Raw genomic sequence first — 25480 nt, forward strand, 5'->3', positions numbered from 1 at the left:
CTCAACGGTCCACTCTCTCACCCGTGCCGGACGGGTCGGCGTTTTCCGCTGGGGTGTCCGGTGTCGGGTCACTCGGCTGCTCCGGGGCGTCCGCGCCGGTGCCGGACCCGGATTCCTGTGCGGGACGCTCATCGGGGTCCTCGGGGTTCTCCGGGGCGTCCGCGGCCTCGTCGGAGGTGTCGGGACCGTTCTCGTCGGCTTTCCGGGCGGCGCGCTTGCGCTGCGTGTACATCCGGAATCCCGCGAGGACGAGGAGGAGGAAGCCGCCGCCGATGACCAGCATCACCGTGGCGGTGAACTCGGTGACCTTCACATCGAACCGCACCGGGTCGCCGTACTTCTGCCCGTCCTCCGTGTAGAGCTGGGCGATCACCTTGGCCTGGCCGTTGGCCTCGGCGGAGGTGGTGAACTTCACCGTCTGGCTGTGCCCGCCGGAGACCGCGACCGGCTGCTCCTCGTAGGCGTAGCCGCCGATCTTCAGGCGCCTCGGGCTCGTCGAGGTGAGCCGCAGCACCAGGTTGTCGACGCCCTGCACCAGGTTGTTCTGCACGGTGACGGGGATCGTGGCGCTGCGGCCGGAGAGCTTGGTCTCGGACTTCTCGATCAGGGAGACCTGGTCGGCCAGGGACTCCAGGTAGGTCTCCACGCCGTTGCGGTACACGGCCGCCTCGGTGGCCTGGCCGCGCCAGGACGTGGACATCCCGCGGTTCATGGCCCGGCCGAAGGGGGTCACGACCCGGGACTCGTCGCTGAGGATGACCTTGAACTTGCCGAGCTTGGTCTGGGTGGCCGCGATCTGCTCGAAGGCGGACCGCTTCAGCTCCTGCTTGCGCAGCGCGGAGGGGTAGGTGGAGCCCGAGGGGACCTTGGTGGTGGCGCCGGGGTCGGGCTTGGCCGTGGCGGTGGTCGTGAGGTCCTGGGACTGGGTCCAGCCGCCGTCCTGAAGGGCCGTGACCGCCTCCGCCAGCGCGCGGGCCTGGCCGGCCGTCGGCATGCGCTGCGGGGCGACGACGATGCTGCGCTGGTCGTCCGTCTGGAGGTTCAGTGCCAGGCTCTGCGCCAGGAACCGCTGTACGGCGAGCGTCGAGGTGGACGCCCTGGTCATGTCGCCCTGGAACGCTGTGGACAGCCGCGCGTCCGCGACCACCGCCGTGGTGCCGCCGCCGATGGGGCGGGCCGCGGAGGGCGTGTAGGTCAGGCCGCCGGTCTCTTCCAGGCTGTCGCTGCGCGCGAGGACCTTGTCGGCGCCGGCCGAGGTGGCCACCTTGACGATCGACGGGTCCACGGCGCCCTCGACCGGCCAGGCGAAGTCGGTGGTCGGCTTCACGTGCAGGATCGACTCGACGGTGTCGGCGGCGACGTCGGTCGCCTCCTTGAGGTGTCCCAGCGAGCCGGTGACGGCCGTGCCGTTGTGGGCGAGGGAGGCCAGGTCGGGGTCGGCGAAGGGCAGCGCGACGACCTCGTTGTCCGCCACCGCGTCCTGGAGCCGGGCGAGCCACCTTCTGGCGAGCTCCTGGTCGGCACGGGTACCGGCGGTGGTCGTGGTGCCGTCCTCGGACTGGACGCGGTAGCTGCGGGTCATCGCGTCGACGGAGGCCAGCAGGTCCGGGTCGACGACCCAGGTGATGTCGAGGTCCTTGCCGAGGGAGACCATCTGCTCCAGGCGGCCGCCCGGCCCGATCTCCTCAATGAGGTCGTTGTCACGGAAGACGGGCGTCTGCGACTCGTTGGATCCGGTCTGCGCCGTCATGTGGACGGTGGAGATCAGCGGCCACAGCACGGTCGTCCTGGTCTTGGTGTCGGCCCCGTCGGGCTGGTACGGCAGGAAGGTCCGCTCGACGCCCAGCACCTGCGGCCACGACTGCGTGGACGTCTCGCCGGTCAGGGAGACCGCGATCTGGTAGATGCCGTTCCCGCCGAGCTCCAGCTCGTCGACGGGGACGGAGATGCTGAAGGGCTGCGCGACGCCCGGGGTGAGCTTGGCGAACTTCTTGAGGTACTTCCCGCCGAGCGGAAGCCCGTCGGTGCCGGGCTGGTAGCCGGTGGCCTTGGCGGCGGTGTCGATACCGGAGCGGGTGGTCAGCTCCTGGCCCACGCGCAGGTCCACCTGGGCGTCGGTGACCGCCTGCTTGCCCTTGTTCGTCACCGTGCCGGACACGGTCAGGGTGTCGTCGTCGGTGGGGACGCTCGGGGTGAGGGAGTTCACGGAGACGGCGACCGTCTCGTCGGTGTCGGCGGCCTGGGCCGGGGACGCGGCGGGCAGCTGGAGCAGCCCCGCCAGCAGGGGCGCACCGGCGAGCAGTGCCCCGGTGCGCCGCAGCCACCGGCGGGCAGGTGAGGGACTCATCCCCTGGAAGTCTGCCGCCTCGGCCACGCGCTCGCCCGTCCCTCGTCGTCGTCAGTGGTCGTCGGAATGTGCGTCCACGCATGGTAACGATGCGCGCTGAGGGGAAGTGCCGCGGACTGCGTCACAAGATCGGCTCACGCTGTCGGGCTGTCCTGTATGTGCCCGTATAAAGGAGACTGGATCTGTGTGCATTTAATGGAGGCGCTGGGGGCCGTTCCGGCCACGTACCCTCTTTTGTTGTGCCGAACGCCAACGAAGACAACCTCAGTGTCCTGAGCCAGGTGCAGCATCGCGCGGTGAGTGAACTGCTGCGGGTCGCGCCGGTCGCCGATGACCTCGCCCGCCGTTTCCAGGAGGCCGGGTTCTCACTCGCCCTGGTCGGCGGGTCGGTCCGGGACGCGTTGCTCGGCCGGCTCGGCAGCGACCTGGACTTCACGACCGACGCCCGCCCCGAGGACGTGCTGAAGATCGTGCGCCCGTGGGCGGACGCCGTCTGGGAGGTCGGGATCGCCTTCGGCACGGTCGGCGCGCAGAAGGACGGCTACCAGATCGAGGTGACCACCTACCGGTCGGAGGCGTACGACCGCACCTCGCGCAAGCCGGAGGTGTCGTACGGCGACTCCATCGAGGAGGATCTGGTCCGTCGGGACTTCACGGTGAACGCGATGGCCGTCGCGCTGCCGGAGAAGGAGTTCATCGACCCGCACGGCGGTCTTGAGGACCTCGCGGAGCGGGTGCTGCGCACTCCTGGCACTCCTGAGGAGTCCTTCTCGGACGACCCCCTGCGGATGATGCGTGCGGCGCGGTTCGCGGCTCAGCTGGACTTCGAGGTGGCCCCCGAGGTGGTGGCGGCCATGACGGAGATGGCGGCGCGGATCGAGATCGTCTCGGCGGAGCGGGTGCAGGGCGAGCTGAACAAGCTGATCCTTTCCGGCAACCCCCGCAAGGGCCTGACGCTGCTCGTCGACACCGGTCTCGGTGAGCGGGTGCTGCCCGAGCTGCCGGCCCTGCGGCTGGAGAGTGACGAGCACCACCGGCACAAGGACGTCTACGAGCACACGCTGATCGTCCTGGAGCAGGCGATGGCGCTGGAGGAGTACGGGCCCGACCTGACGCTTCGGCTGGCCGCGCTGCTGCACGACATCGGCAAGCCGCGCACCCGGCGCTTCGAGAAGGACGGGCGGGTCTCGTTCCACCACCACGAGGTGGTCGGCGCGAAGATGACGAAGAAGCGCATGACGGCGCTCAAGTACTCCAACGAGCTCGTGAAGGACGTCTCACGCCTCGTCGAACTCCACCTGCGCTTCCACGGCTACGGCACCGGCGAGTGGACGGACTCCGCGGTCCGCCGCTACGTCCGCGACGCGGGCCCGCTGCTCGACCGGCTGCACAAGCTGACCCGCTCCGACTGCACGACCCGCAACAAGCGCAAGGCGGCCGCCCTCTCCCGGGCCTACGACGGCCTGGAGGAGCGCATCGCCCAGCTCCAGGAGCAGGAGGAGCTGGACTCCATCCGCCCCGACCTCGACGGCAACGACATCATGCAGATCCTCGGCGTCAGCCCCGGGCCTGTCGTCGGTCGTGCCTACAAACACATGCTGGAACTCCGCCTGGAGCACGGCCCGATGGAACACGACGCGGCGGTGACGGCCCTCAAGGAGTGGTGGGCCGAGCAGGAGAGCTGAGGATGCGAAACGGGGTCATGTTTCACGTGAAACATGACCCTGGGCATACGAGAGGGGCGGTGTTTCACGTGAAACACCGCCCCCTCCGCGTTACTGCGACTGCTACTTGACTTCCTTCAGGCAGAGGACCACCTCGTGGCTGCTGTCGCCCGTCTGGTAGTACGCCACCTCGGTCTCCTTGACCGCGTTGCACTTGTCGGTGTCGCTGGTGTCGTCGAACTTGCCGACCACCTCGAACTCGGCGTCACTGGACGAGCAGTCGACCGTCTTGAGGTCCGGGCTGGTCTGCGTCCCCTCGTTGTGCAGGCAGTTGCCCACGGACGTGGTCTCTGCATCGCTTTGCCCGAAGAACCACTTGCCGCCGGCTATGAGGATCGCGACGACGATGAAGCCCGCGATGCGCAGGACCTTCTTGTTGAAGCGCCGGGCCGGAGGGGTCGGCGGGACCGGGGCGTACGGGGCAGCGCCCTGCTGCGGGAAGCCGGGCTGCTGCGGAGCCTGGCCCTGAGGCTGGGCGTACGGGTTCTGGCCCTGCTGAGCGAACGGGTTCTGGCCCTGGGGCGGAGTGGACACTTGGGGGTCCCCCTAGAAAGAACATGGGTGGGTGACGCGAGCGGTGCGCGCGTAAGACCCACGTAAGTTATCGGGCCCCACTGACACACCAGAAGTCAGGAGGGGCTCTGTGGCACTGATGTGACACTTATCGGCGCTCAAAGCGGGCCATAGCTACAGCAACCGCTCCGTAGATAACGGCGACTGTTACCACCAGCGGCGCCGAACGGCCGTCAGGAGGCAGCATCAGGGCGGCGACTCCGGCCGCGCCGACGAAGGCGACGTTGAACAGGACGTCGTAGAGGGAGAAGACGCGGCCGCGGTAGCCGTCTTCCACCGAGGACTGGACGATGGTGTCCGTGGCGATCTTCGCGCCCTGGGTGGTCAACCCGAGGACGAACGCCGCGGCGAGCATGGGCACGGTGGCGAACGGCAGTCCCAGCGCGGGTTCCAGGACAGCCGCGGTCGCGGCGCACACCACGATCCAGCGGCCGGGGCCGAGCCGCTGCGCCGCCCAGGGGGTCAGCACGGCCGCAGCGAAGAAGCCCGCACCGGAGATGGCCAACGCCAGCCCCAGCAGCGCCAGTCCGTCGTCCGTCGTGGTGGAGAAGGTGTACCGGCACAGCATCAGCAGCATGACCAGCAGGGCGCCGTAGCAGAAGCGCATCAGGGTCATCGCGCCGAGCGCCCAGGCCGCCTCCCGGCGTGGCGGGGCGGCCACATGGCGTACTCCCGCCACCAGGTCGCGCGCGGTACCGGAGATCGCCGCACGCAGCCCGGGCCGCACCAACTCCTGGTCGGGGCCCAGCAGATCCCGTGACATGCGCAGGGACGCCAGCGCGGCGCACAGATACAAGGCCGCGCCGACCAGCACGACGGCCGCGTCGGAGTCCGACACCAGCAGCCGTACGACGAAGGCGAGACCGCCGCCCACGGTCGCGGCGAGCGTGCCGGCCGTCGGGGACAGGGAGTTGGCCATCACCAGACGTTCCTCGTCGACCACGCGAGGAAGGGCGGCGGACAGGCCGGAGAGGATGAAGCGGTTGACGGCGGTGACGCACAGGGCGGAGACGTAGAACAGCCAGTCCGGGGTGGGGCTGAGGATCAGCACCGCCGTCGCCGCCGCCAACAGGGCGCGCAGCAGGCTGCCGTAGAGGAAGACCTGGCGGCGTTCCCAGCGGTCCAGGAGGACTCCGGCGAAGGGGCCGACGAGGGAGTACGGCAGGAGCAGGACCGCCATCGCGGAGGCGATCGCGGCGGCCGAGGTCTGCTTCTCGGGGGAGAAGACGACGTAGGTGGCGAGCGCGACCTGATAGACGCCGTCGGCGCCCTGGGAGAGCAGCCGGAGCGCGAGCAGACGCCTGAAGTTACCGAAGCGCAGCAGGACACGCAGGTCGCGGGCGACGGACATGGGGCTCAGCCTCACATACGGGAAGGCCCCCGGGCCGTACGACCCGGGGACCCTTCTCGGCTCTGGCAGGAGCAGACTTGCGTGGCGCTTAGCGCTCGACCTCGCCCTTGATGAACTTCTCGACGTTCTCGAAGGCCTCGTCGTCGAAGTACTGCACCGGCGGGGACTTCATGAAGTACGAGGAAGCCGACAGGATCGGGCCGCCGATGCCGCGGTCCTTGGCGATCTTCGCAGCGCGCAGGGCGTCGATGATGACACCCGCGGAGTTCGGGGAGTCCCAGACCTCGAGCTTGTACTCCAGGTTCAGCGGGACGTCACCGAACGCGCGACCCTCCAGGCGGACGTAGGCCCACTTGCGGTCGTCGAGCCACGCCACGTAGTCGGACGGGCCGATGTGGACGTTCTTCTCGCCGAGGTCCCGGTCGGGGATCTGCGAGGTGACGGCCTGCGTCTTGGAGATCTTCTTGGACTCGAGGCGGTCACGCTCGAGCATGTTCTTGAAGTCCATGTTGCCGCCGACGTTCAGCTGCATCGTGCGCTCCAGGCGCACGCCACGGTCCTCGAACAGCTTCGCCATGACGCGGTGCGTGATGGTGGCGCCGACCTGCGACTTGATGTCGTCACCGACGATCGGGACGCCCGCCTCGGTGAACTTGTCCGCCCACTCCTTGGTGCCGGCGATGAAGACCGGGAGGGCGTTGACGAAGGCGACCTTGGCGTCGATGGCGCACTGGGCGTAGAACTTCGCCGCGTCCTCGGAGCCGACGGGCAGGTAGCAGACGAGAACGTCGACCTGCTTGTCCTTGAGGATCTGGACGACGTCGACCGGCTCCTCGGCGGACTCCTCGATGGTCTGGCGGTAGTACTTGCCGAGACCGTCGAGGGTGTGGCCGCGCTGGACGGTCACGCCGGAGTTCGGCACGTCGCAGATCTTGATGGTGTTGTTCTCGGAGGCGCCGATGGCGTCCGCGAGGTCGAGGCCGACCTTCTTCGCGTCGACGTCGAAGGCCGCGACGAACTCCACGTCACCGACGTGGTAGTCGCCGAACTGCACGTGCATCAGGCCCGGGACCTTGGACGCCGGGTCGGCGTCCTTGTAGTACTCGACGCCCTGCACCAGCGACGCGGCGCAGTTGCCCACGCCAACGATGGCTACGCGAACCGAACCCATTCCGGTTGCTCCCTGTGTGTACGAGTGAGGCCCCAAGTGGGCTCTCACGTGGCGGTGTCGTCGGGCGAATCCGTCCCGGGGTCGTCCCCGGGACGGGGCAGACCGCCCGTCGCTCCAGATGTGGTGTCCTGCTGAGCGGGTCCCCCGGTGGCGGACCCCTTGAGGTCCCTCCCGGCCCGCTCGCTCTCGATGAGCTCGTTCAGCCAGCGCACTTCGCGCTCCACGGACTCCATCCCGTGGCGCTGGAGCTCAAGCGTGTAGTCGTCGAGGCGCTCCCGGGTGCGCGCCAGCGAGGCGCGCATCTTCTCCAGCCGCTCCTCCAAGCGGCTGCGCCGGCCCTCCAGCACGCGCATGCGGACATCGCGCGAGGTCTGCCCGAAGAAGGCGAACCGGGCGGCGAAGTGCTCGTCCTCGTACGCGTCGGGCCCGGTCTGGGAGAGCAGGTCCTCGAAGTGCTCCTTACCTTCCGCCGTCAACCGGTAGACGATCTTGGCGCGGCGGCCGGCGAGGGACGCTGCGAGGGCGTCCTCGGGGGCGTTCCCCGGCTCTTCGATCAACCAGCCGTTGGCGACCAGCGTCTTGAGGCAGGGGTAGAGCGTGCCGTAGCTGAACGCACGGAACACTCCCAGTGACGTATTGAGTCGTTTGCGCAGCTCATAGCCGTGCATCGGGGACTCGCGGAGCAGGCCGAGTACGGCGAACTCAAGGATCCCGGAACGCCGGCTCATCCTCTCGCCTCCTCGCCTTATCTCGCGCTGATGTATCGACTCGATACATCAAGACGATAGAACGGCCTTCCGCATGCGACAAGAGGGAGGATGGTGAACGGGATCACATCACTGATTCATGGGATGCGAGTTGCCCGATTTGGGGTGAAGTTCAGGGCTCGGCGGGTTTTGGCGGTGCGTAGTCTGTGCGCCATGCACACCACCGGGAACCAAGCGACGCGTGGGGGCGTCGTCGTCCTCGGTGCAGTACGGGTGAATGCGGAACCGACCGCATCCGTACTTCGGGGGGACCGGAAACTTGCCGCCGTTTCCAGGCGCGTCACACGGGTGCGCCTGCCCGAGGAGTAGTCGTTCCATGAGCGAGCACCGTCGCAAACCGCCGCAGCCGCAGGGAGGCGGACGTGCCGCGGCCCGACGCGGCCAGCCCGGCCCGTCCTCCGGCCGCCGCGCGGCACCGCGAGGCGCCACCGGGTCACCCGCCGACGCCTATGGGACGAGCTCCCATGGGGCGGATTCGTACGGCCGGGGTGGTGAGGACCGGCTGCCCGGCGGTCGCGCCGAAGCCCGCCGTGCGGCCCAGAGGGCGGCAGGGGGCGGGCGGCGCAGAGCGCCCGAGCCGGGCCGGCGCGGTCCGGGAGGGCCGAACGGTCCCGGCCGGGGCCGAGGCAGGGCCGCGGTTCCCGCGAAGAAGCGGTTCATCGACTACCCGCGTGCGGGCCGGGACGGCCTGCGCCGCTGGGTGCCGTCCTGGAAGCTCGTGTCCGGGCTGTTCCTCAGCTTCCTGGGCGGCCTGGTGGCCATCGCGGGCATCGGCTACGCGATGGTGGGCATCCCCATCGTGGCCGACACCGCCGAGGCGCAGAACAACGTCTTCTACTGGTCCGACGGCACCGAGATGGTCGCCACGGGTGGCGAGATCAATCGCCAGATCGTGAACCTCGACCAGATCCCCGAGGACATGCGCAACGCGGTGATCTCGCAGGAGAACAAGACCTTCTACACCGACAGCGGCATCGACCCCAAGGGCATCGCCCGCGCCGTGTTCAACATGGCCCGGGGCGGCGAGACGCAGGGTGGCTCCACGATCACCCAGCAGTACGTCAAGAACGCGATGCTGGACGACCAGTCCCAGACGCTCTCCCGCAAGTTCCAAGAGATCTTCGTGTCGATCAAGGTGGGCACCAAGGTCTCCAAGGACGACATCATGGCCGGTTACCTGAACTCCGCGTACTACGGCCGCGGCGCTTACGGCATCCAGGCAGCCTCGCGGGCGTACTTCAACAAGGACTCGATCGACCTGAGCACCGGGCAGTGCGCCTTCCTCGCCGCCATGCTCAAGGGCGCCACCTACTACGACCCGGCGGGTGCGACCTCCATCGACCCGGCCGCGACCGCGGATGCCAACAAGCGTCGGGCCAAGATCCAGATGCAGGACACCCTGGACAAGATGGTCGAGTACGGCCACCTCAGCCCCACCGACCGGGAGAAGTTCCAGGAGCTTCCCGCGACCCAGAACCCCCGCGCCAACACCGCGCTGAGCGGTCAGGTCGGCTATCTCGTGGACCTCGCCAAGGCGAACGTCATCAACAACACGAACATCACCGCGGAGGATCTCCAGCGGGGCGGCTACTCGATCTACACGACCTTCGACAAAAAGAAGGTCAAGGCGCTCGAAGCCGCGGTCAAGAAGGTCGAGAAGGAGAACATCGACCCCAAGAAGCGCCCGAAGACGGACAAGCACGTCCAGTTCGGCGGTGCTTCGGTGGACCCGGAGACGGGGGCCATCAGGGCGATCTACGGCGGTACGGACGCGACCAAGCACTTCACCAACAACGCCGATGTGACCGGCGCCCAGGTCGGTTCGACGTTCAAGCCGTTCGTTCTCGCGGCCGCCATGAAGTGGGGCGTCCGGGATCCCGAGCTCGGCGAGACGCAGGCGCAGGACGAGCGGACCAAGGTGTCCCCGAAGAGCCTGTACAGCGGCAAGAACGACCTCAAGATCAAGAACTACGACGGCACCGTCTGGCAGGACGACAAGGGCAAGGAGTGGCTCCAGGCCAACGACGGCGACGAGTCGCTCGGTAAAGCGCCGAACTATCAGGTCGACCTGCGCACCGCGATGCAGTTCTCGGCGAACTCCGCGTTCGTGCAGCTCGGCATGGACGTCGGCCTGGACAAGGTGAAGGAGGCCGCCACCGACGCGGGCATCCTGGAGGACAGCCTGACCGGCACCACCTTCCCGTCCTTCTCCATCGGCATCTCCGAGCCCAGTGCGATCCGTATGGCGGGCTCGTACGCCACCTTCGCGGCCAGCGGCAAGCAGCGTGATCCGTACTCCGTCACCGAGGTGAAGAGCAAGGACGGCACGATCTACAAGCACGAGGACGAGACGGAGCAGGCCTTCACCGCTCAGGTGGCCGACAACGTCACCGACGTGCTGAAGACCGTGGTCGAGAAGGGCACGGGTACCAACGCCCAGCTCACGGGTCGTGAGGTGGCCGGCAAGACCGGTACGACCGACGGCAACAAGTCGGCCTGGTTCGTCGGGTACACCCCGCAGCTGTCGACCGCGATCAGCATGTTCCGGTACCCCGATGACGAGACCGTCAAGAACCGTAAGTTCCTGGAGATGTACGGCACGGGTGACCAGACGTCGATCCACGGTGCCTCGTTCCCGTCCGAGATCTGGCACGACTACATGGAGCAGGCGCTGAAAGGAGAGCCGGCGAAGAGCTTCCCGGTCCCGGAGCCCATCGGCGAGGTCATCAACGACGTCCCCTCCCCGACGCCGACTCCCACGGCCAGCGAGACCGAGGAGACCAGCCCGACGCCGACCCCGACGCCGACCAGGACCAAGCCCAATCCCAAGCCCACGCAGTCCGAGCCGGAGTGTGACTTCTTCGGCTGCGAGGACACCACCGGCGGTACCGACACCGGCGGTACGGACGGGGGCGTGACCACATCGCCCACGCCCACGGACACCAGCGATACCAGCAATGGCAATGGCAACGGCAATGGAGGCCTCTTCGGAGGCACGGAGTCGACCGGCTAACCCTGGCTGACCCGACCGGCCGGGAATCCGGTGGGCGTCCGGTTGGACGCCATATCGCCCGGCGCGGGTGTTTCACGTGAAACATGGGCCGTCGCACCGACCAGGTGCGGCGGCCCTCGGCGTATCCCCAGGCTTGTACGGCAGGATGTGCCCCATGCCCAGTGCAGAGACGACGCAATCGAGCGTGCGCGAGCCGGACCCGGTGCGGCCGACCAAGGACGACGAGGTGGCCCGCAGCGGCAGTGAGCTGATCGGCGGTCCTCTCGGACGGCGGGCCCTGCTGGGGACGTCGTGGTGGACGCCGGTGCGGGTCATCGCGCTCGTGGCGATCGGCATGTTCGCCCTCGGCCTGGTCCAGAAGGCGCCCTGTTACAACGGCGACTGGTTCTTCGGCGCCAGCTCGCAGTACACGCATGCCTGCTACTCCGACATCCCGCACCTGTACCAGGGGCGCGGGTTCGCCGACGGCCTCGTGCCGTACTTCGACAGGCTCTCCGGCGACATGGAGTACCTGGAGTACCCGGTGCTCACGGGTGTCTTCATGGAGGTCGCCTCCTGGCTCACACCGGGCAGTGGCAGCATCCAGCACCAGGAGCAGTGGTACTGGATGGTCAACGCGGGGATGCTGATGGCCTGCGCGGCCGTCATCGCCGTCTGTGTGACGCGCACGCACGCCCGGCGCCCCTGGGACGGCCTGCTGGTCGCGCTGGCACCGGCCTTCGCGCTCACCGCGACCATCAACTGGGACCTGCTGGCCGTCGCGCTGACGGCCGCCGCGATGCTCATGTGGTCGCGGGGCCGCCCGCTCGCCTTCGGCGTCCTCCTGGGGCTCGCCACGGCCGCCAAGCTCTACCCCGTCCTGCTGCTGGGCGCGCTGCTCGTGCTGTGCTGGCGCGCGGGCAAATGGCGGGACTTCGGCAAGGCGCTGGGCGGTACGGCGGTTGCCTGGGTGGTCGTGAACGGCCCGGTGATGCTGCTGGCCTTCGACGGCTGGTCGAAGTTCTACACGTTCAGCCAGGAACGGGGCGTCGACTTCGGGTCCTTCTGGCTGATCATGGCGCAGAACTCCAGTGACCCGCTCAGCACCGAGACCGTCAACACGCTGGCCACGCTGCTGATGCTGCTGTGCTGTGTCGGCGTCGCCGCGCTCACGCTGACGGCCCCGCGCCGGCCGCGCTTCGCCCAACTCGCGTTCCTGATCGTGGCGGCGTTCATCCTCACCAACAAGGTCTACTCGCCGCAGTACGTGCTCTGGCTGGTCCCGCTGGCCGCGCTGGCCCGCCCGAAGTGGCGGGACTTCCTGATCTGGCAGGCCTGCGAGGTGGCGTACTTCCTGGGGATCTGGATGTACCTCGCGTACACGACCAGCGGGGACGCTCACAAGGGGCTGCCGACCGACGGCTACCACTGGGCGATCGGCGTGCATCTGCTGGGCACGCTCTACCTGTGCGCCATGATCGTCCGCGACATCCTCATGCCCGAGCGGGACCCGGTTCGCCGGGCGGGTGACGACGATCCGTCGGGCGGTGTGCTCGACGGGGCGCCGGACGTCTTCGTGCTCGGCGCCGCGGCCCATCCGCCCAAGCACGCGGCGCACTTCGACGGGCCGCAGGTGGAGTGGGGCGGTCCGGAGCCGGACAGGCGTTCGCTCTGAGCGAACACCCTCGGAACGGCAAAGGCCGTGCGCGGGAAATCCCGTGCACGGCCTTCGTGTTGGGCCGCCGAGGCGGGCTCAGCGATCGATGACGGCGGGCTCAGCGATCGACGATGCGGTCGAACTGCGTGGTGGTGTGGCGCAGATGGGCCACGAGCTCGTCGCCGACCTTCGGCTCCGGCGCGTCCGAGGGAACGAACAGGATGGAGACCTGCATGTGCGGCGGCTCGGCGAACCAGCGCTGCTTGCCGCCCCAGACGAACGGCGAAAGGTTCCGGTTGACTGTGGCGAGACCGGCGCGGGCGACGCCCTTGGCGCGTGGCATGACACCGTGCAGGGCCTTCGGGGCCTCCAGGCCCACGCCGTGCGAGGTGCCGCCCGCCACGACGACCAGGAAGCCGTCGGAGGCGGCCTTCTGCTGCCGGTAACCGAAGCGGTCGCCCTTGGCGACGCGGGTGACGTCCAGGACCGCGCCGCTGTACTGCGTGGCGTCGTGGTCGCCCAGCCACAGCCGGGTGCCGATACGGGCGCGGAAGCGGGTCTGCGGGAACTGCTGCTGGAGACGGGCGAGTTCCTCGGCCTTGAGGTGGCTGACGAACATCGTGTGCAGCGGCAGCCGGGCCGCGCGCAGCCGGTCCATCCAGCCGATGACCTCCTCGACGGCGTCCGAGCCGTCGGTGCGGTCCAGCGGCAGGTGGATGGCGAAGCCCTCCAGCCGGACGTTCTCTATGGCGGCGTGCAACTGCGCCAGTTCCTGCTCGCTCACGCCGTGCCGCTTCATCGAGGACATCACCTCGATGACCACCCGGGCGCCCACGAGGCCGTACACGCCGTCGATGGAGGACACCGAGCGGATGACCCGGTCGGGCAGCGGCACCGGCTCCTCGCCGCGCCGGTACGGCGTCAGCACCAGCAGGTCGCCGCCGAACCAGTCCTTGATGCGCGCGGCCTCGTACGTCGTGCCCACGGCGAGAACGTCCGAACCGAGTCGGGTGGCTTCCTCCGCCAGCCGCTCGTGCCCGAAGCCGTAGCCGTTGCCCTTGCAGACCGGGACCAGGCCCGGGAACTGCTCCTGGACGTGCTTGTGATGCGCCCGCCAGCGCGCGGTGTCGACGTAGAGCGTGAGCGCCATGGCCGGACCTGGAACCTTTCTGATGGCTGCGGTGTATCAGAGGTATGGATGCTGTCGAAGGTACCGAAGCACATACCCGGGGCTCAGCGGCGCGACATGTAGATGTCGAGCGCCTTGTGGAGCAGCTTGTTCAGCGGGAAGTCCCACTCGCCGAGGTACTCGGCGGCCTGGCCGCCCGTGCCCACCTTGAACTGGATCAGGCCGAAGAGGTGGTCGGACTCGTCCAGCGAGTCGGAGATGCCGCGCAGGTCGTAGACGGTCGCGCCGAGCGCGTAGGCGTCGCGCAGCATCCGCCACTGCATCGCGTTCGAGGGCCGGACCTCACGGCCGATGTTGTCGGAGGCGCCGTAGGAGTACCAGACGTGGCCGCCGACGATCAGCATGGTCGCCGCGGACAGGTTCACGCCGTTGTGGCGGGCGAAGTACAGCCGCATGCGGTTGGGGTCCTCGGTGTTGAGGGCCGTCCACATGCGCTGGAAGTAGCCCAGCGGGCGGGGCCGGAAGTGGTCGCGCACCGCCGTGATCTCATACAGCCGCTGCCATTCCTCAAGGTCGTGGTAGCCGCCCTGGACGACCTCGACGCCGGCCTTCTCGGCCTTCTTGATGTTGCGGCGCCACAGCTGGTTGAAGTTCTTGTGGACCTCTTCCAGGGAGCGGTTGGCCAGCGGCACCTGGTAGACGTAGCGCGGCTGGACGTCGCCGAATCCGGCGCCGCCGTCCTCGCCCTGCTGCCAGCCCATACGGCGCAGCTTGTCGGCGACCTCGAAGGCGCGGGGCTCGATGAAGTCGGCCTCGATGTCACGCAGCCGCTTCACATCGGGGTTCTGGATACCGGCCTTGATGGAGCCCGCCTCCCAGCGCCGGATGATCACCGGCGGGCCCATCTTCACGGAGAAGGCGCCCTGCTGCTTCAGGTGCGCGAGCATCGGTTCCAGCCAGTCCGTCAGATTTGGCGCGAACCAATTGATGACCGGGCCCTCGGGCAGATAGGCGAGGTAGCGCTTGATCTTCGGCAGCTGCCGGTACAGGACCAGGCCCGCGCCGACCATCTCGCCGGTCCGGTCGTCGAACCACCCGAGGTTCTCGGAGCGCCACTCCGCCTTGACGTCTGCCCAGGCCGGAACCTGCATGTGGCTCGCCGCCGGCAGGCTCTGGATGTAGGCCAGATGCTGCTCGCGACTGATCGTCCTCAGGGTCAGGCTCATTCGGGGGGCTCCTCGGGCTGGGGTGTCCCCATGGGTTCAGGGGCTCCGGCTCTCGCGCCGAAGCCTACTGCGCCTCGCGCGCGGCCCGATTGGGTGTACGGAAGCTACGCCCCGGCCTGTGGGCCGCCGGGGCGCTGCGTGGTGGTGTTGGAGGCGTCCTCAGGGGTGTCCGGGGACGGTGTTCATGGCGTCAGCCGACGACCCCGCCGAAGAGGCCGCCGTGCGCCATGCCCAGGAAGAAGCCGACGGCCGACGCGCCCAGGCCCAGGATCAGGCCGAAGCGCTCCCGCGTCGTCTCCGAGACCCACTGGCCGTAGGCACCGGTGGCGATCCCCACCAGGCCGGTCCAGGAGCTGAGCAGATGCAGGTCGTGGAACATCGCCGTGACGAAAGACGTGATGCCCAGCACCAGGGTCACCGCGAGCAGGGTGTCCTGGAGAGGGTGGGGCTTTCCGTCCGTGGCGAAGAGGCCTCCGACGGTGTTGGGTCGCATTGTCTGTGCCATTTGGGCACCTCCTGCGGAAGGCGGCGCATCGTAGCGCCATACACACCCGATGTGTACAGATTGTCTGCGCTCACGAGCGGATTTCAACCGGAAGCGGGTGTGCAGGTAGTCTGTACCGTCTGCACCGGTGTCTGCCTACGTCACGACCAGGGGTTTCCGAGAGGGGCCCCGATTGTCAGTGGTGGCCGATACCGTTGCGTACGCATCACAACCCTCCTGCCACGGAACGACCGTGGCCGCTGAGTCCAAAGGAGGTGGGTTCCACATGCGTCACTACGAGGTGATGGTCATCCTCGACCCCGATCTGGAGGAGCGCGCTGTCGCCCCCCTGATCGAGAACTTCCTCTCCGTCGTCCGTGAGGGCAACGGCAAGGTGGAGAAGGTCGACACCTGGGGCCGTCGTCGTCTCTCGTACGAGATCAAGAAGAAGCCCGAGGGCATCTACTCGGTCATCGACCTTCAGGCCGAGCCTGCGGTCGTCAAGGAGCTCGACCGCCAGATGAACCTGAACGAGTCGGTCCTCCGGACCAAGGTCCTCCGCCCCGAGACCCACTGAGCTCTCCCGCTCAGTTGATCTCGGGATTCGAGTAGCAGCACAAGCAGCCAGCAGCAAACCCGCCGAGAGGTTCCCCCATGGCAGGCGAGACCGTCATCACGGTCGTCGGCAATCTTGTCGACGACCCCGAGCTGCGCTTCACCCCCTCCGGTGCGGCGGTCGCGAAGTTCCGTGTCGCGTCCACTCCCCGCACCTTCGACCGTCAGACCAATGAGTGGAAGGACGGCGAAAGCCTCTTTCTGACCTGCTCGGTCTGGCGTCAGGCGGCGGAGAACGTCGCGGAGTCGCTCCAGCGAGGCATGCGCGTCATCGTGCAGGGCCGACTGAAGCAGCGGTCCTACGAGGACCGTGAGGGCGTCAAGCGCACGGTCTACGAACTGGACGTCGAGGAAGTCGGCGCCAGCCTGCGCAATGCCACGGCCAAGGTCACCAAGACCGCCGGCCGAGGCGGCCAGGGCGGTGGCTTCGGCGGCGGTCAGCAGGGCGGCGGCCAGGGTGGCGGCGGCTGGGGCGGTGGCCCCGGTGGCGGTCAGCAGGGCGGCGGCGCTCCCGCCGACGACCCGTGGGCGACCGGCGCTCCCGCCGGTGGCCAGCAGGGCGGCGGCGGTGGCTGGGGTGGAAACTCCGGCGGCGGTGGCGGCTACTCGGACGAGCCCCCCTTCTAGACCTTCGGGTCGAAGGCGGGTCGTATCCCAACTTCTTGATCACACAGGAGAAACATCATGGCGAAGCCGCCTGTGCGCAAGCCGAAGAAGAAGGTCTGCGCTTTCTGCAAGGACAAGGTCACGTACGTGGACTACAAGGACACGAACATGCTGCGGAAGTTCATTTCCGACCGCGGCAAGATCCGTGCCCGCCGCGTGACCGGCAACTGCACCCAGCACCAGCGTGACGTCGCCACGGCCGTGAAGAACAGCCGTGAGATGGCGCTGCTGCCCTACACCTCCACCGCGCGATAAGGGAAGGGTGACCGACACATGAAGATCATCCTCACCCACGAGGTCTCCGGCCTCGGTGCCGCGGGCGACGTCGTCGACGTCAAGGACGGTTACGCTCGCAACTACCTGATCCCGCGGAACTTCGCGATCCGTTGGACCAAGGGTGGCGAGAAGGACGTCGAGCAGATCCGTCGTGCTCGCAAGATCCACGAGATCCAGACCATCGAGCAGGCCAACGCTGTGAAGGCCCAGCTCGAGGGCGTCAAGGTCCGTCTGGCCGTTCGCTCCGGCGACTCCGGTCGTCTCTTCGGTTCCGTCACCCCGGCCGACATCGCTTCGGCGATCAAGGCTTCCGGTGGCCCCGAGGTCGACAAGCGTCGTATCGAGCTGACCGCTCCGATCAAGACCCTGGGCGGCCACGAGACGTCCGTGCGTCTGCACCCCGAGGTTGCCGCCAAGGTCAACATCGAGGTCGTCGCGGCCTGATCGCTGCGCTCGGCTTGAAGAGCTGAGAAGGAGCCGTACCCATGGGGTGCGGCTCCTTCTGCTGTTTCAGGTCCGCAGTTTCAGGTCCGCTGTCTTGCGGTCGCTGTTTCACGTGAAACAGCGGTTTCCACTGCGTCAGCTTCCGGTCCCTCGCACGTTTCACGTGAAACCGTCAGCGGGTCGCGCCCGTCACCAGCCAGCGGCCCGAGCGGGCGCGCAGCCACAGGGTCAGCAGCCGCACGGTCATCATCAGCGTCATGGCGGCCCACAGGGCGGTCAGTCCACCGCCCAGCGTCGGGATGAGCAGGGCGACCGGAGCGAAGACTGCCAAGGTGAGGATCATCGCCCAAGCGAGATAGGGGCCGTCGCCGGCGCCCATGAGGACTCCGTCCAGGGTGAAGACGACACCTGCGATCGGCTGGGAGAGAGCCACGATCACCAGAGCGGGCAGGGCGGCGTCCTTGACGCCGGCGTCGGTGGTGAACAGGGGCAGGAACAGCGGCCTGGAGAGCACGACCAGGACGCCGAGCACGACTCCGACCGCGACGCCCCACTCGACCATGCGACGGCACGCCTGGCGGGCGCCTTCGGTGTCGTCGGCGCCCAGATAGCGGCCGATGATGGCCTGTCCCGCGATGGCGATGGCGTCCAGTGCGAAGGCCAGCAGGCTCCACAGGGAGAGGATGATCTGGTGGGCGGCGATATCGGCGTCGCCCAGACGGGCCGCGACGGCGGTGGCGATCATCAGAATCGCCCTCAGCGAGAGCGTGCGGACGAGCAGCGGGACGCCGGCCTGGGCAGAGGCCCTGATCCCCGCGGCGTCGGGGCGCAGCGAGGCGCCGTGTAGGTGGGCTCCTCGGACGACGACCACGAGGTAGGCCGCGGCCATGCCGCACTGGGCGAGGACGGTACCCCAGGCGGAGCCCGCGATGCCGAGGTCGGCGCCGTAGACGAGGGCGGCGTTGAGAACGGCGTTGGCGAGGAAGCCCGCGACGGCGACATAGAGCGGGGTCCGGGTGTCCTGGAGTCCGCGAAGGACTCCGGTCGCGGCGAGGACCACGAGCATGGCCGGTATGCCGAGAGCGGAGATCCGGAGGTAGGTCGTCGCGTACGGGGCCGCGGTGTCGGAGGCGCCGAAGAGGTCCACGAGGAACGGTGCCGTGGGCAGGACGGCCGCGATGACGGCGACCCCGAGGATGAGGGCCAGCCAGATGCCGTCCATGCCCTGGCGGATGGCGGCCGGGAGGTCGTCCGCGCCGACCCGGCGGGCGACGGCGGCGGTGGTGGCGTAGGCGAGGAAGACGAAAACGCTCACGGCGGTCATCAGCAGCGCGGAGGCGACGCCGAGTCCGGCGAGCTGGGCGGTGCCGAGATGGCCGATGATCGCGCTGTCGACGATGACGAACAGGGGCTCGGCGACCAATGCGCCGAAGGCCGGGACGGCCAGCGCGATGATCTCTCGATCGTGCCGGCGGCGGGTGGCCTTGGGGGTCGCGGGGGCCTGTGTCATGAGCACTAATCTAATCGTCCACAGGTAAGAGATGCAATTGAATAGTGACCCTTACCTCTCCTCTCAGGGTGTGTCCTTTCGCGCATCGTTCGAAGTGATCTTGAGCCGACTGGGCAAGTTTTTCTTCTGCACAGCCGGTGGATGGGAAACCAGCAGGTCAGCGATGGTCTCTTGGAAATCGAGTCGGCTTGTTCACAGGGCTGTCCACCGAGTCGTGCACAGGTTTTGCGGAGTTCTCCACAGCATCCGGGCCGTCGTCCACATGGCCTGTGGATAACCAGATTGGCTGACGGTGCCCGCGGGCCTACCGTAGTCCGGCGCCCGCTCCGTCCGTCGGTCGAGAAAACGACACAAAACCGACGCGCCAGAACCGGAGTTGGGCCTCTTATTTGTCAGTGGCGTGCCGTAGAAATGAGGGGCACGGCGAGGTCCGCTCGGCGGACGGGAGGAGGTGGCTCGGTGAGCATTTCCGAGCCCTTGGACGACCCGTGGGCCGACAGTGGGCCCAGTGATCGTCTGCCTGCCTCCCGCCGCCGCGGTGACGGCGGCCGGGGCCGCGACGAACAGCACGACCGCGGCCGGGAGAACGGCGAGTGGGACGGCGGCGGTTCCGCCTTCGAGCGGGTGCCGCCCCAGGACCTCGACGCCGAGCAGTCCGTCCTGGGCGGCATGCTGCTCTCCAAGGACGCCATCGCGGACGTGGTCGAGGTCCTCAAGGGCCATGACTTCTACAAGCCCGCGCACGAGACGATCTTCCAGGCGATCCTCGACGTCTACGCCAAGGGCGAGCCGGCCGACCCGATCACCATCGCCGCCGAGCTGACCAAGCGCGGTGAGATCAACAAGGTCGGCGGCGCATCGTATCTGCACACCCTGGTCCAGACGGTCCCGACGGCGGCGAACGCCGAGTACTACGCGGAGATCGTCCACGAGCGGGCGGTCCTGCGCCGGCTGGTCGAGGCGGGCACGCGAATCACGCAGATGGGATACGCGGCCGACGACGACGTCGACGAGATCGTCAACCGGGCCCAGGCCGAGATCTACGCGGTCACCGAGCAGCGAACCAGCGAGGACTATCTGCCGCTCGGCGACATCATGGAGGGCGCGCTCGACGAGATTGAGGCGATCGGCTCCCGCACCGGTGAGATGACCGGTGTGCCCACCGGGTTCACGGACCTCGACTCCCTCACCAACGGCCTGCACCCGGGCCAGATGATCGTCATCGCGGCTCGCCCCGCCATGGGCAAGTCCACGCTCGCGCTGGACTTCGCGCGGGCGGCGTCGATCAAGCACAACCTGGCCAGCGTCATCTTCTCCCTCGAAATGGGGCGCAACGAGATCGCGATGCGTTTGCTGTCCGCCGAGGCCAGGGTCGCCCTGCACCACATGCGCTCCGGCACCATGACGGACGAGGACTGGACCCGCCTCGCGCGCCGGATGCCCGAGGTCTCCGCCGCACCGCTCTACATCGACGACTCCCCGAACCTGTCGATGATGGAGATCCGCGCGAAGTGCCGTCGGCTGAAGCAGCGCAACGACATCAAGCTGGTGATCATCGACTATCTCCAGCTGATGCAGTCCGGTGGTTCCAAGCGGTCCGAGAGCCGTCAGCAGGAGGTCTCGGACATGTCCCGTAACCTCAAGCTGCTCGCCAAGGAGCTGGAGGTCCCGGTGATCGCGCTCTCGCAGCTGAACCGTGGTCCCGAGCAGCGCACGGACAAGAAGCCGATGGTGTCCGACCTGCGTGAGTCCGGCTCCATCGAGCAGGACGCCGACATGGTGATCCTGCTGCACCGCGAGGACGCCTACGAGAAGGAGTCGCCGCGAGCGGGCGAGGCGGACATCATCGTGGGCAAGCACCGTAACGGCCCGACGGCGACGATCACGGTCGCCTTCCAGGGCCACTACTCGCGCTTCGTCGACATGGCGCAGACCTGATCCACCCCATGAGCGCGTGGGTGCTGTCGCTCAGCGCCTCGTCTCGTACCTGGTAAGGATCACGCCGCAGGGAATTGTCCGCGTCTCGACCAGGTTCAGCTTCACCCAGCTGTCCAGCGCGGAGAAGAACGGCGTGCCGCCGCCCACCAGGACCGGATGGGTGGCGATCACGTACTCGTCGATCAGCCCGGCGCGCATGGCCGCACCGGCGAGCGTTGCGCCGCCGATGGTCATCGGCTCGCCGTCCTCGGCCTTGAGCCGGGTGATCTCGGCGATCGCGTCGCCGGTGACCAGGCGGGTGTTCCAGTCGACCTTGTCGATGGTCGAGGAGAACACCACCTTCGGCGTGTCCCGCCAGTTCCGCGCGAACTCGATCTGCGCGGGGGTGGCATTGGGCTGCTGGTCGCCGGTCGGCCAGTAGGAGCTCATCGCCTCCCACAGCTTGCGCCCGTACAGGGACAGGCCACTCGCCAGCTCGTGGTCGAGCCAGAACTGGAACAGCTCGTCGCTCGGCAGTCCGCTCCAGCCGATGTCGTCGCCGGCCGCGGCGATGTAGCCGTCCAGGGTCAGGTTCATGCCGTAGATCAGTTTCCGCATGGCCCAGCCTTCCGTCCTCGGGTGTCCGGCGTACAGACCAGCGTGGCGCGGGAAACTCATCGGTGCGCGACCGGGCTTGCCGGCAGTCCTCGTTCTCGGGGCTCAGCGTGGTGCACTCGGCCGGCCCGGGCAAGCCGCCTGATCTCGACCTCGCTCTCGCGGGTTATGCGCTCGACTCCCACCGGCCCCACGGGGTGGACTGGGGGAATGACGACACTTCAGGAAGAGTTGCTGCCCGGCACCCGGCGGGCGTTGCTGCACCGGATCGCCGTGGCCCAGTCCGAGGGACGTGCGCCTTCGCTGGTCGCGGCGGTCGTACGGGACGGGCGGGCGGTGTGGCACGGGGCCCGGAGCTGTGTGGACGGGGAGGTGCCGGACGAGAACGTGCAGTACCGGATCGGCTCGATCACCAAGACCTTTACGGCCGTTCTGGTGCTGCGGCTGCGGGACGAGGGGCTGCTCGATCTGGGGGACCCGTTGGAGAAGCATCTGCCCGGCACAGGTGCGGGGGAGGCCACCGTCGCCGAACTCCTCGCCCACACCGCGGGACTGGCCGCCGAGTCGCCCGGGCCCTGGTGGGAGCGGACGCCCGGATCCCTGCGGGCCGAACTCTCCGATGTGCTGGGCGAACAGCCGCTCCTGCATCCCGTCGGCAGGCGCCACCATTACTCCAACCCCGGCTACACCCTGCTGGGCGCGCTCGTGGAGAAGCTGCGCGGAGAGCCCTGGGAGGACGTGCTGCGACGGGAAGTGCTCGAGCCTCTGGGTCTGAGCCGTACCAGCGGGGGACCGCGGGCACCGCACGCGGGGGGCTGGGCGGTGCATCCGTGGGCGGACGCGATGCTGCCGGAGCCGGCCGAGGATCTCGGGCGGATGGCTCCGGCCGGTCAACTGTGGTCCACCACAGCCGACTTGGCGCGGTTCGCGGACTTCCTGATGCGGGGGGACGACCGGGTGCTGAGCGCGGAGAGCGTACGGGAGATGCGGACGCCGGCCGCGCCGGGCGAGGCCGCGGATGTCGCCGACGGTGCCGCGTACGGGCTCGGCATGCAGATCCAGCACCGGGACGGCCGACTGCTCGCGGGGCACTCGGGCTCGTTGCCGGGTTTCCTGGCGAGCCTGTTCTTCAGCGAGAGCGACGACGTCGCCGCGGTGGTGCTCGCCAACTGCACCTCGGGGCCGCTGCTCTCACTGGTCGCCGCCGACCTGGTGCGCATCGTGGCCGAGGCGGAGCCGCGAATCCCGGAACCCTGGCGTCCGATGGCCGAAGTCGATCCGGGCGTACTGGAGTTGGCGGGGCAGTGGTACTGGGGGACGCATGCCTTCGCGCTGAGGGTGACGGCCGACGGGCTCGTCTCGCTGGAGCCGCTGTCCGGCAAGGGCCGTCGCTCACGGTTTCGGGCCAATGGCGACGGCACCTGGACCGGCCTGGAGGGCTACTACGCCGGGGAGCCTCTGCGGGCCGTACGGCGCCCTGACGGGGGCGTGAGCCATCTGGACCTCGGATCGTTCGTGTTCACGCGTCAGCCGTACGACGAGGGGGCTCCGGTGCCGGGTGGAGTGGATGCGGAGGGGTGGCGGGGGATCAGGTAGCGGTCACCGGCGAGGCGGGGTCCTGTTTCACGTGAAACAGGACCCCGCCAACGGGACGTCGCCTTCTCACAGCGCGAGCTTGAAGCCCACATGCGAGGCCGTGAACCCGAGTCGCTCGTAGAAGCGGTGGGCGTCGGTGCGGGAGGTGTCGGAGGTCAGCTGGACCACAGCGCAGCCCTGGCGGCGGGACTCCTCGACCGCCCACTCGATGAACCGCGTTCCCAGGCCGCTGCCCCGCTCGTCGGCGTGGATCCGGACGGCCTCGATGATCGAGCGGGTCGCACCCTTGCGGGAGAGCCCGGGGATGATCGTGAGCTGGAGGGTTCCGACGACCCTCCCGTCCCGCTCGGCCACCACCGGGAACTGGTGGGGATCGCGGCTCAGGCGCTCCAGGGCCGCCAGATAGGGGGTCAGGTCGTCCGGTGACTCGCGCTGGGCGCCCAGCGGGTCGTCGGCGAGCATCGCGACGATCGCCGGAACGTCGTCCGCGGTGGCGGGGCGTATCTCAAGATCTCCCATGGCGCCCACCTTATGCGGGGCCTGCGGACGGGATCGGCTCACGCCTGCGCGGGGACGGGAACCCGCAGGGACTCCACGACCCGGACCAGCGGCTCCAGTTCGGGATTTCCCGCGGCCGTGTCCAGCGCCTCCCGCAGGGCGCTGTCATTGGTCGGCCGGGCCTCCTCCAGGAGCTTCAGGCCCGTTTCGGTGACGTCGGTGTAGATGCCGCGCCGGTCGGTGCGGCACAGATAGCGGGCCAGCAGTCCGCGGTCCTCCAGGCGGGTCACCAGACGGGTGGTGGCGCTCTGGCTGAGCACGACCGCGTCGGCGACCTGCTTCATCTGGAGGTGGCCGCCCTCACCGTCGTGCTGGCGGCTGAGCACGTCGAGCAGCGAGTACTCCCGCACGCTCAGATCGTGCCGGGTCTGGAGGGCGCGCTCGATGTGGGCCTCGATCCGCCCGTGCAGCAGGGAGAGGGCGCACCAGCCCTGGGCGAGGGCGGTGAGCGCGGGGTCCGTCGCAGTCATGGGGTCTCCTTCGTCCCGGAGCGGCCGCAGCCAGGGTGGACCAGGGCCGCAATTGCCTTCGCTTGCAAATATAGCGCGCACGCAAGTATTGTGTTGGCACGTAAAGCTCTCCTGCAATCTTCTGGGAAGGTGGCACCCCATGCCGCTCGCGCTCCTGGCCCTGGCGATCGGGGCCTTCGGAATCGGAACGACCGAGTTCGTGATCATGGGCTTGCTGCCCGAGGTCGCGAGCGACTTCGGGGTCTCGATCCCCACCGCGGGTCTGCTCGTGACCGGCTACGCCCTCGGTGTGGTGGCCGGCGCACCGCTGATGACCGTGCTCGGCACCAAGGTCTCCCGCAAGCGGATGCTGATGCTGCTGATGGCCCTGTTCATCGCCGGGAACCTGCTGTCCGCGCTCGCCCCCGCCTTCGCCGTCATGCTGATCGGCCGGGTGGTCGCCTCACTGGCCCACGGTGCCTTCTTCGGCATCGGATCGGTCGTCGCCGCCGAGCTGGTCGCCCCGGACAAGAAGGCGGGCGCCATCGCGATGATGTTCACCGGGCTGACCGTCGCCAACGTGGTCGGAGTGCCGCTCGGCACCTTCGTCGGACAGTCCGTCGGCTGGCGGGTCACCTTCGGCATCGTCGCCGCGCTCGGTGTGGTCGGCCTCGTCGGCATCGCCCGGCTCGTCCCCGACCTGCCCCGGCCGGAAGGCGTACGGCTGCGCCATGAGCTGGCCGCCTTCAAGAACGCCCAGGTACTGCTGGCGATGGCGATGACCGTGCTCGGCTTCGGCGGGGTCTTCGCGGCCATCACCTACATCGCGCCGATGATGACCCACGCCGCAGGCTTCGCCGAGGGCTCGGTCACCTGGCTGCTGGTCCTCTTCGGGCTCGGCATGGTCGGCGGCAACCTCGTCGGCGGCAGGTTCGCCGACCGCGCCCTGATGCCGCTGCTGTACGTCTCGCTGGGCGCCCTCTCCGTGGTGCTGGCCCTGTTCACCTTCACCGCCCACAACAAGGTCCTCGCGGCCGTCACCATCGCGCTCATCGGCGCCCTGGGCTTCGCCACCGTGCCGCCGCTTCAGAAGCGCGTCCTGGACCAGGCCCATGGCGCTCCGACGCTGGCCTCCGCCGTGAACATCGGCGCCTTCAACCTCGGCAACGCGCTCTCCGCCTGGCTCGGCGGTCTGGTCATCGCGGCCGGCCTGGGCTACACCTCCCCCAACTGGGTCGGCGCCGCCCTCGCCGCGGCCGCCCTGCTCCTGGCCTTCCTCTCGGCGGCCCTGGAGCGCCGGGACCGCAAGCCCAGTGCCGTGGTGGCCGGGACCGCGCCCGCCGAGCAGCAGGCGCTCGCCGACCGCTGACCGAAGACTCGCCCACCGCTGACCGAAGAAGAGCGCCGGTTCCC

General features: G+C 68.6%; 22 protein-coding genes. 10 read left to right on the forward strand and 12 right to left on the reverse strand.

The genetic code is table 11. From position 1 onward, the window contains the following. Window position 1 precedes the first annotated feature (1 nt). Window positions 2-2374, reverse strand: coding sequence for a DUF6049 family protein (locus tag BN159_RS22310; protein ID WP_015659266.1), 2373 nt, complete (start codon window positions 2372-2374; stop codon window positions 2-4). A 212-nt stretch (window positions 2375-2586) separates the two neighbouring features. On the opposite strand from BN159_RS22310, the gene BN159_RS22315 reads away from it, so the two are divergent. Beyond that, on the forward strand, window positions 2587-4032 hold the full coding sequence (locus tag BN159_RS22315) for a CCA tRNA nucleotidyltransferase (RefSeq protein ID WP_015659267.1): 1446 nt from the start codon (window positions 2587-2589) through the stop codon (window positions 4030-4032). A 102-nt stretch (window positions 4033-4134) separates the two neighbouring features. Here the strand turns inward: BN159_RS22315 and BN159_RS22320 are convergent, their stop codons facing one another. From BN159_RS22320 to BN159_RS22335, 4 genes are all read right to left on the reverse strand, one after another. Then, window positions 4135-4605 (reverse strand): LppU/SCO3897 family protein, encoded by a 471-nt coding sequence (locus tag BN159_RS22320; RefSeq protein WP_015659268.1) that lies wholly within the window; start codon window positions 4603-4605, stop codon window positions 4135-4137. A 127-nt stretch (window positions 4606-4732) separates the two neighbouring features. Next, on the reverse strand, window positions 4733-5995 hold the full coding sequence (locus BN159_RS22325; protein WP_015659269.1) for an MFS transporter: 1263 nt from the start codon (window positions 5993-5995) through the stop codon (window positions 4733-4735). A gap of 88 nt (window positions 5996-6083) precedes the next feature. After that, a complete protein-coding gene (locus BN159_RS22330; RefSeq protein WP_015659270.1) occupies window positions 6084-7166 on the reverse strand; it encodes an inositol-3-phosphate synthase in 1083 nt (360 codons plus the stop codon). Between the two features lie 44 nt (window positions 7167-7210). After that, window positions 7211-7894: a PadR family transcriptional regulator gene (locus BN159_RS22335; RefSeq protein ID WP_015659271.1), complete on the reverse strand. Its 684-nt coding sequence runs from the start codon at window positions 7892-7894 to the stop codon at window positions 7211-7213. Between the two features lie 355 nt (window positions 7895-8249). On the opposite strand from BN159_RS22335, the gene BN159_RS22340 reads away from it, so the two are divergent. Together BN159_RS22340 and BN159_RS22345 are read left to right on the forward strand one after the other, a co-directional pair. Then, the gene (locus tag BN159_RS22340) at window positions 8250-10946 is read left to right on the forward strand and encodes a transglycosylase domain-containing protein (protein ID WP_015659272.1); all 2697 of its coding nucleotides are present in this window, start codon (window positions 8250-8252) and stop codon (window positions 10944-10946) included. 145 nt (window positions 10947-11091) lie between these two features. Then, window positions 11092-12600: a glycosyltransferase family 87 protein gene (locus BN159_RS22345; RefSeq protein ID WP_078598856.1), complete on the forward strand. Its 1509-nt coding sequence runs from the start codon at window positions 11092-11094 to the stop codon at window positions 12598-12600. 100 nt (window positions 12601-12700) lie between these two features. On the opposite strand, the gene BN159_RS22350 is transcribed toward BN159_RS22345, so the two are convergent. From BN159_RS22350 to BN159_RS22360, 3 genes are all read right to left on the reverse strand, one after another. Beyond that, a complete protein-coding gene (locus BN159_RS22350; RefSeq protein ID WP_015659274.1) occupies window positions 12701-13732 on the reverse strand; it encodes an alanine racemase in 1032 nt (343 codons plus the stop codon). A gap of 83 nt (window positions 13733-13815) precedes the next feature. Further along, the gene (gene femX, locus BN159_RS22355) at window positions 13816-14937 is read right to left on the reverse strand and encodes a peptidoglycan bridge formation glycyltransferase FemX (protein ID WP_015659275.1); all 1122 of its coding nucleotides are present in this window, start codon (window positions 14935-14937) and stop codon (window positions 13816-13818) included. 190 nt (window positions 14938-15127) lie between these two features. Continuing rightward, the gene (locus BN159_RS22360; protein ID WP_015659276.1) at window positions 15128-15442 is read right to left on the reverse strand and encodes a hypothetical protein; all 315 of its coding nucleotides are present in this window, start codon (window positions 15440-15442) and stop codon (window positions 15128-15130) included. A 265-nt stretch (window positions 15443-15707) separates the two neighbouring features. Between BN159_RS22360 and rpsF the strand changes: the two genes are divergently transcribed. From rpsF to rplI, 4 genes are all read left to right on the forward strand, one after another. After that, entirely contained in the window at window positions 15708-15998 is a 291-nt protein-coding gene (rpsF, locus tag BN159_RS22365; protein WP_005482942.1) for a 30S ribosomal protein S6, read from the forward strand. A 77-nt stretch (window positions 15999-16075) separates the two neighbouring features. Further along, on the forward strand, window positions 16076-16663 hold the full coding sequence (locus BN159_RS22370; protein WP_015659277.1) for a single-stranded DNA-binding protein: 588 nt from the start codon (window positions 16076-16078) through the stop codon (window positions 16661-16663). 57 nt (window positions 16664-16720) lie between these two features. Continuing rightward, window positions 16721-16957, forward strand: a complete 237-nt coding sequence (gene rpsR, locus BN159_RS22375; RefSeq protein WP_003949403.1) for a 30S ribosomal protein S18 — start codon at window positions 16721-16723, stop codon at window positions 16955-16957. 18 nt (window positions 16958-16975) lie between these two features. Next, on the forward strand, window positions 16976-17422 hold the full coding sequence (gene rplI, locus BN159_RS22380) for a 50S ribosomal protein L9 (RefSeq protein ID WP_015659278.1): 447 nt from the start codon (window positions 16976-16978) through the stop codon (window positions 17420-17422). Window positions 17423-17594: 172 nt separating this feature from the next. Here the strand turns inward: rplI and BN159_RS22385 are convergent, their stop codons facing one another. Beyond that, on the reverse strand, window positions 17595-18932 hold the full coding sequence (locus BN159_RS22385; RefSeq protein ID WP_015659279.1) for an MATE family efflux transporter: 1338 nt from the start codon (window positions 18930-18932) through the stop codon (window positions 17595-17597). A 459-nt stretch (window positions 18933-19391) separates the two neighbouring features. Between BN159_RS22385 and dnaB the strand changes: the two genes are divergently transcribed. After that, on the forward strand, window positions 19392-20870 hold the full coding sequence (gene dnaB / locus BN159_RS22390; RefSeq protein WP_015659280.1) for a replicative DNA helicase: 1479 nt from the start codon (window positions 19392-19394) through the stop codon (window positions 20868-20870). A 30-nt stretch (window positions 20871-20900) separates the two neighbouring features. Here the strand turns inward: dnaB and BN159_RS22395 are convergent, their stop codons facing one another. After that, window positions 20901-21467: a dihydrofolate reductase family protein gene (locus BN159_RS22395; protein WP_015659281.1), complete on the reverse strand. Its 567-nt coding sequence runs from the start codon at window positions 21465-21467 to the stop codon at window positions 20901-20903. Between the two features lie 207 nt (window positions 21468-21674). Between BN159_RS22395 and BN159_RS22400 the strand changes: the two genes are divergently transcribed. Continuing rightward, entirely contained in the window at window positions 21675-23060 is a 1386-nt protein-coding gene (locus BN159_RS22400; RefSeq protein WP_015659282.1) for a serine hydrolase domain-containing protein, read from the forward strand. A gap of 66 nt (window positions 23061-23126) precedes the next feature. Here the strand turns inward: BN159_RS22400 and BN159_RS22405 are convergent, their stop codons facing one another. Then, a complete protein-coding gene (locus tag BN159_RS22405) occupies window positions 23127-23579 on the reverse strand; it encodes a GNAT family N-acetyltransferase (protein ID WP_015659283.1) in 453 nt (150 codons plus the stop codon). Between the two features lie 38 nt (window positions 23580-23617). Then, entirely contained in the window at window positions 23618-24088 is a 471-nt protein-coding gene (locus BN159_RS22410; protein WP_015659284.1) for a MarR family winged helix-turn-helix transcriptional regulator, read from the reverse strand. Between the two features lie 139 nt (window positions 24089-24227). Here BN159_RS22410 and BN159_RS22415 point away from each other — a divergent pair, with 139 nt between their 5' ends. Beyond that, window positions 24228-25436: an MFS transporter gene (locus BN159_RS22415; RefSeq protein ID WP_015659285.1), complete on the forward strand. Its 1209-nt coding sequence runs from the start codon at window positions 24228-24230 to the stop codon at window positions 25434-25436. Window positions 25437-25480: the final 44 nt, after the last annotated feature.

It is taken from the genome of Streptomyces davaonensis JCM 4913, from assembly GCF_000349325.1.
Classification (GTDB): domain Bacteria; phylum Actinomycetota; class Actinomycetes; order Streptomycetales; family Streptomycetaceae; genus Streptomyces; species Streptomyces davaonensis.

Coding starts and splice junctions, on each gene's coding strand:
- BN159_RS22385 (WP_015659279.1), bottom strand. CDS start 18,932: ATGACACAGGCCCCCGCGACCCCCAAGGCCACCCGCCGCCGGCACGAT.
- rplI (WP_015659278.1), top strand. CDS start 16,976: ATGAAGATCATCCTCACCCACGAGGTCTCCGGCCTCGGTGCCGCGGGC.
- BN159_RS22345 (WP_078598856.1), top strand. CDS start 11,092: ATGTGCCCCATGCCCAGTGCAGAGACGACGCAATCGAGCGTGCGCGAG.
- BN159_RS22370 (WP_015659277.1), top strand. CDS start 16,076: ATGGCAGGCGAGACCGTCATCACGGTCGTCGGCAATCTTGTCGACGAC.
- BN159_RS22335 (WP_015659271.1), bottom strand. CDS start 7,894: ATGAGCCGGCGTTCCGGGATCCTTGAGTTCGCCGTACTCGGCCTGCTC.
- BN159_RS22410 (WP_015659284.1), bottom strand. CDS start 24,088: ATGACTGCGACGGACCCCGCGCTCACCGCCCTCGCCCAGGGCTGGTGC.
- rpsR (WP_003949403.1), top strand. CDS start 16,721: ATGGCGAAGCCGCCTGTGCGCAAGCCGAAGAAGAAGGTCTGCGCTTTC.
- rpsF (WP_005482942.1), top strand. CDS start 15,708: ATGCGTCACTACGAGGTGATGGTCATCCTCGACCCCGATCTGGAGGAG.
- femX (WP_015659275.1), bottom strand. CDS start 14,937: ATGAGCCTGACCCTGAGGACGATCAGTCGCGAGCAGCATCTGGCCTAC.
- BN159_RS22415 (WP_015659285.1), top strand. CDS start 24,228: ATGCCGCTCGCGCTCCTGGCCCTGGCGATCGGGGCCTTCGGAATCGGA.
- BN159_RS22405 (WP_015659283.1), bottom strand. CDS start 23,579: ATGGGAGATCTTGAGATACGCCCCGCCACCGCGGACGACGTTCCGGCG.
- BN159_RS22330 (WP_015659270.1), bottom strand. CDS start 7,166: ATGGGTTCGGTTCGCGTAGCCATCGTTGGCGTGGGCAACTGCGCCGCG.
- BN159_RS22360 (WP_015659276.1), bottom strand. CDS start 15,442: ATGGCACAGACAATGCGACCCAACACCGTCGGAGGCCTCTTCGCCACG.
- BN159_RS22325 (WP_015659269.1), bottom strand. CDS start 5,995: ATGTCCGTCGCCCGCGACCTGCGTGTCCTGCTGCGCTTCGGTAACTTC.
- BN159_RS22400 (WP_015659282.1), top strand. CDS start 21,675: ATGACGACACTTCAGGAAGAGTTGCTGCCCGGCACCCGGCGGGCGTTG.
- BN159_RS22395 (WP_015659281.1), bottom strand. CDS start 21,467: ATGCGGAAACTGATCTACGGCATGAACCTGACCCTGGACGGCTACATC.
- BN159_RS22340 (WP_015659272.1), top strand. CDS start 8,250: ATGAGCGAGCACCGTCGCAAACCGCCGCAGCCGCAGGGAGGCGGACGT.
- BN159_RS22350 (WP_015659274.1), bottom strand. CDS start 13,732: ATGGCGCTCACGCTCTACGTCGACACCGCGCGCTGGCGGGCGCATCAC.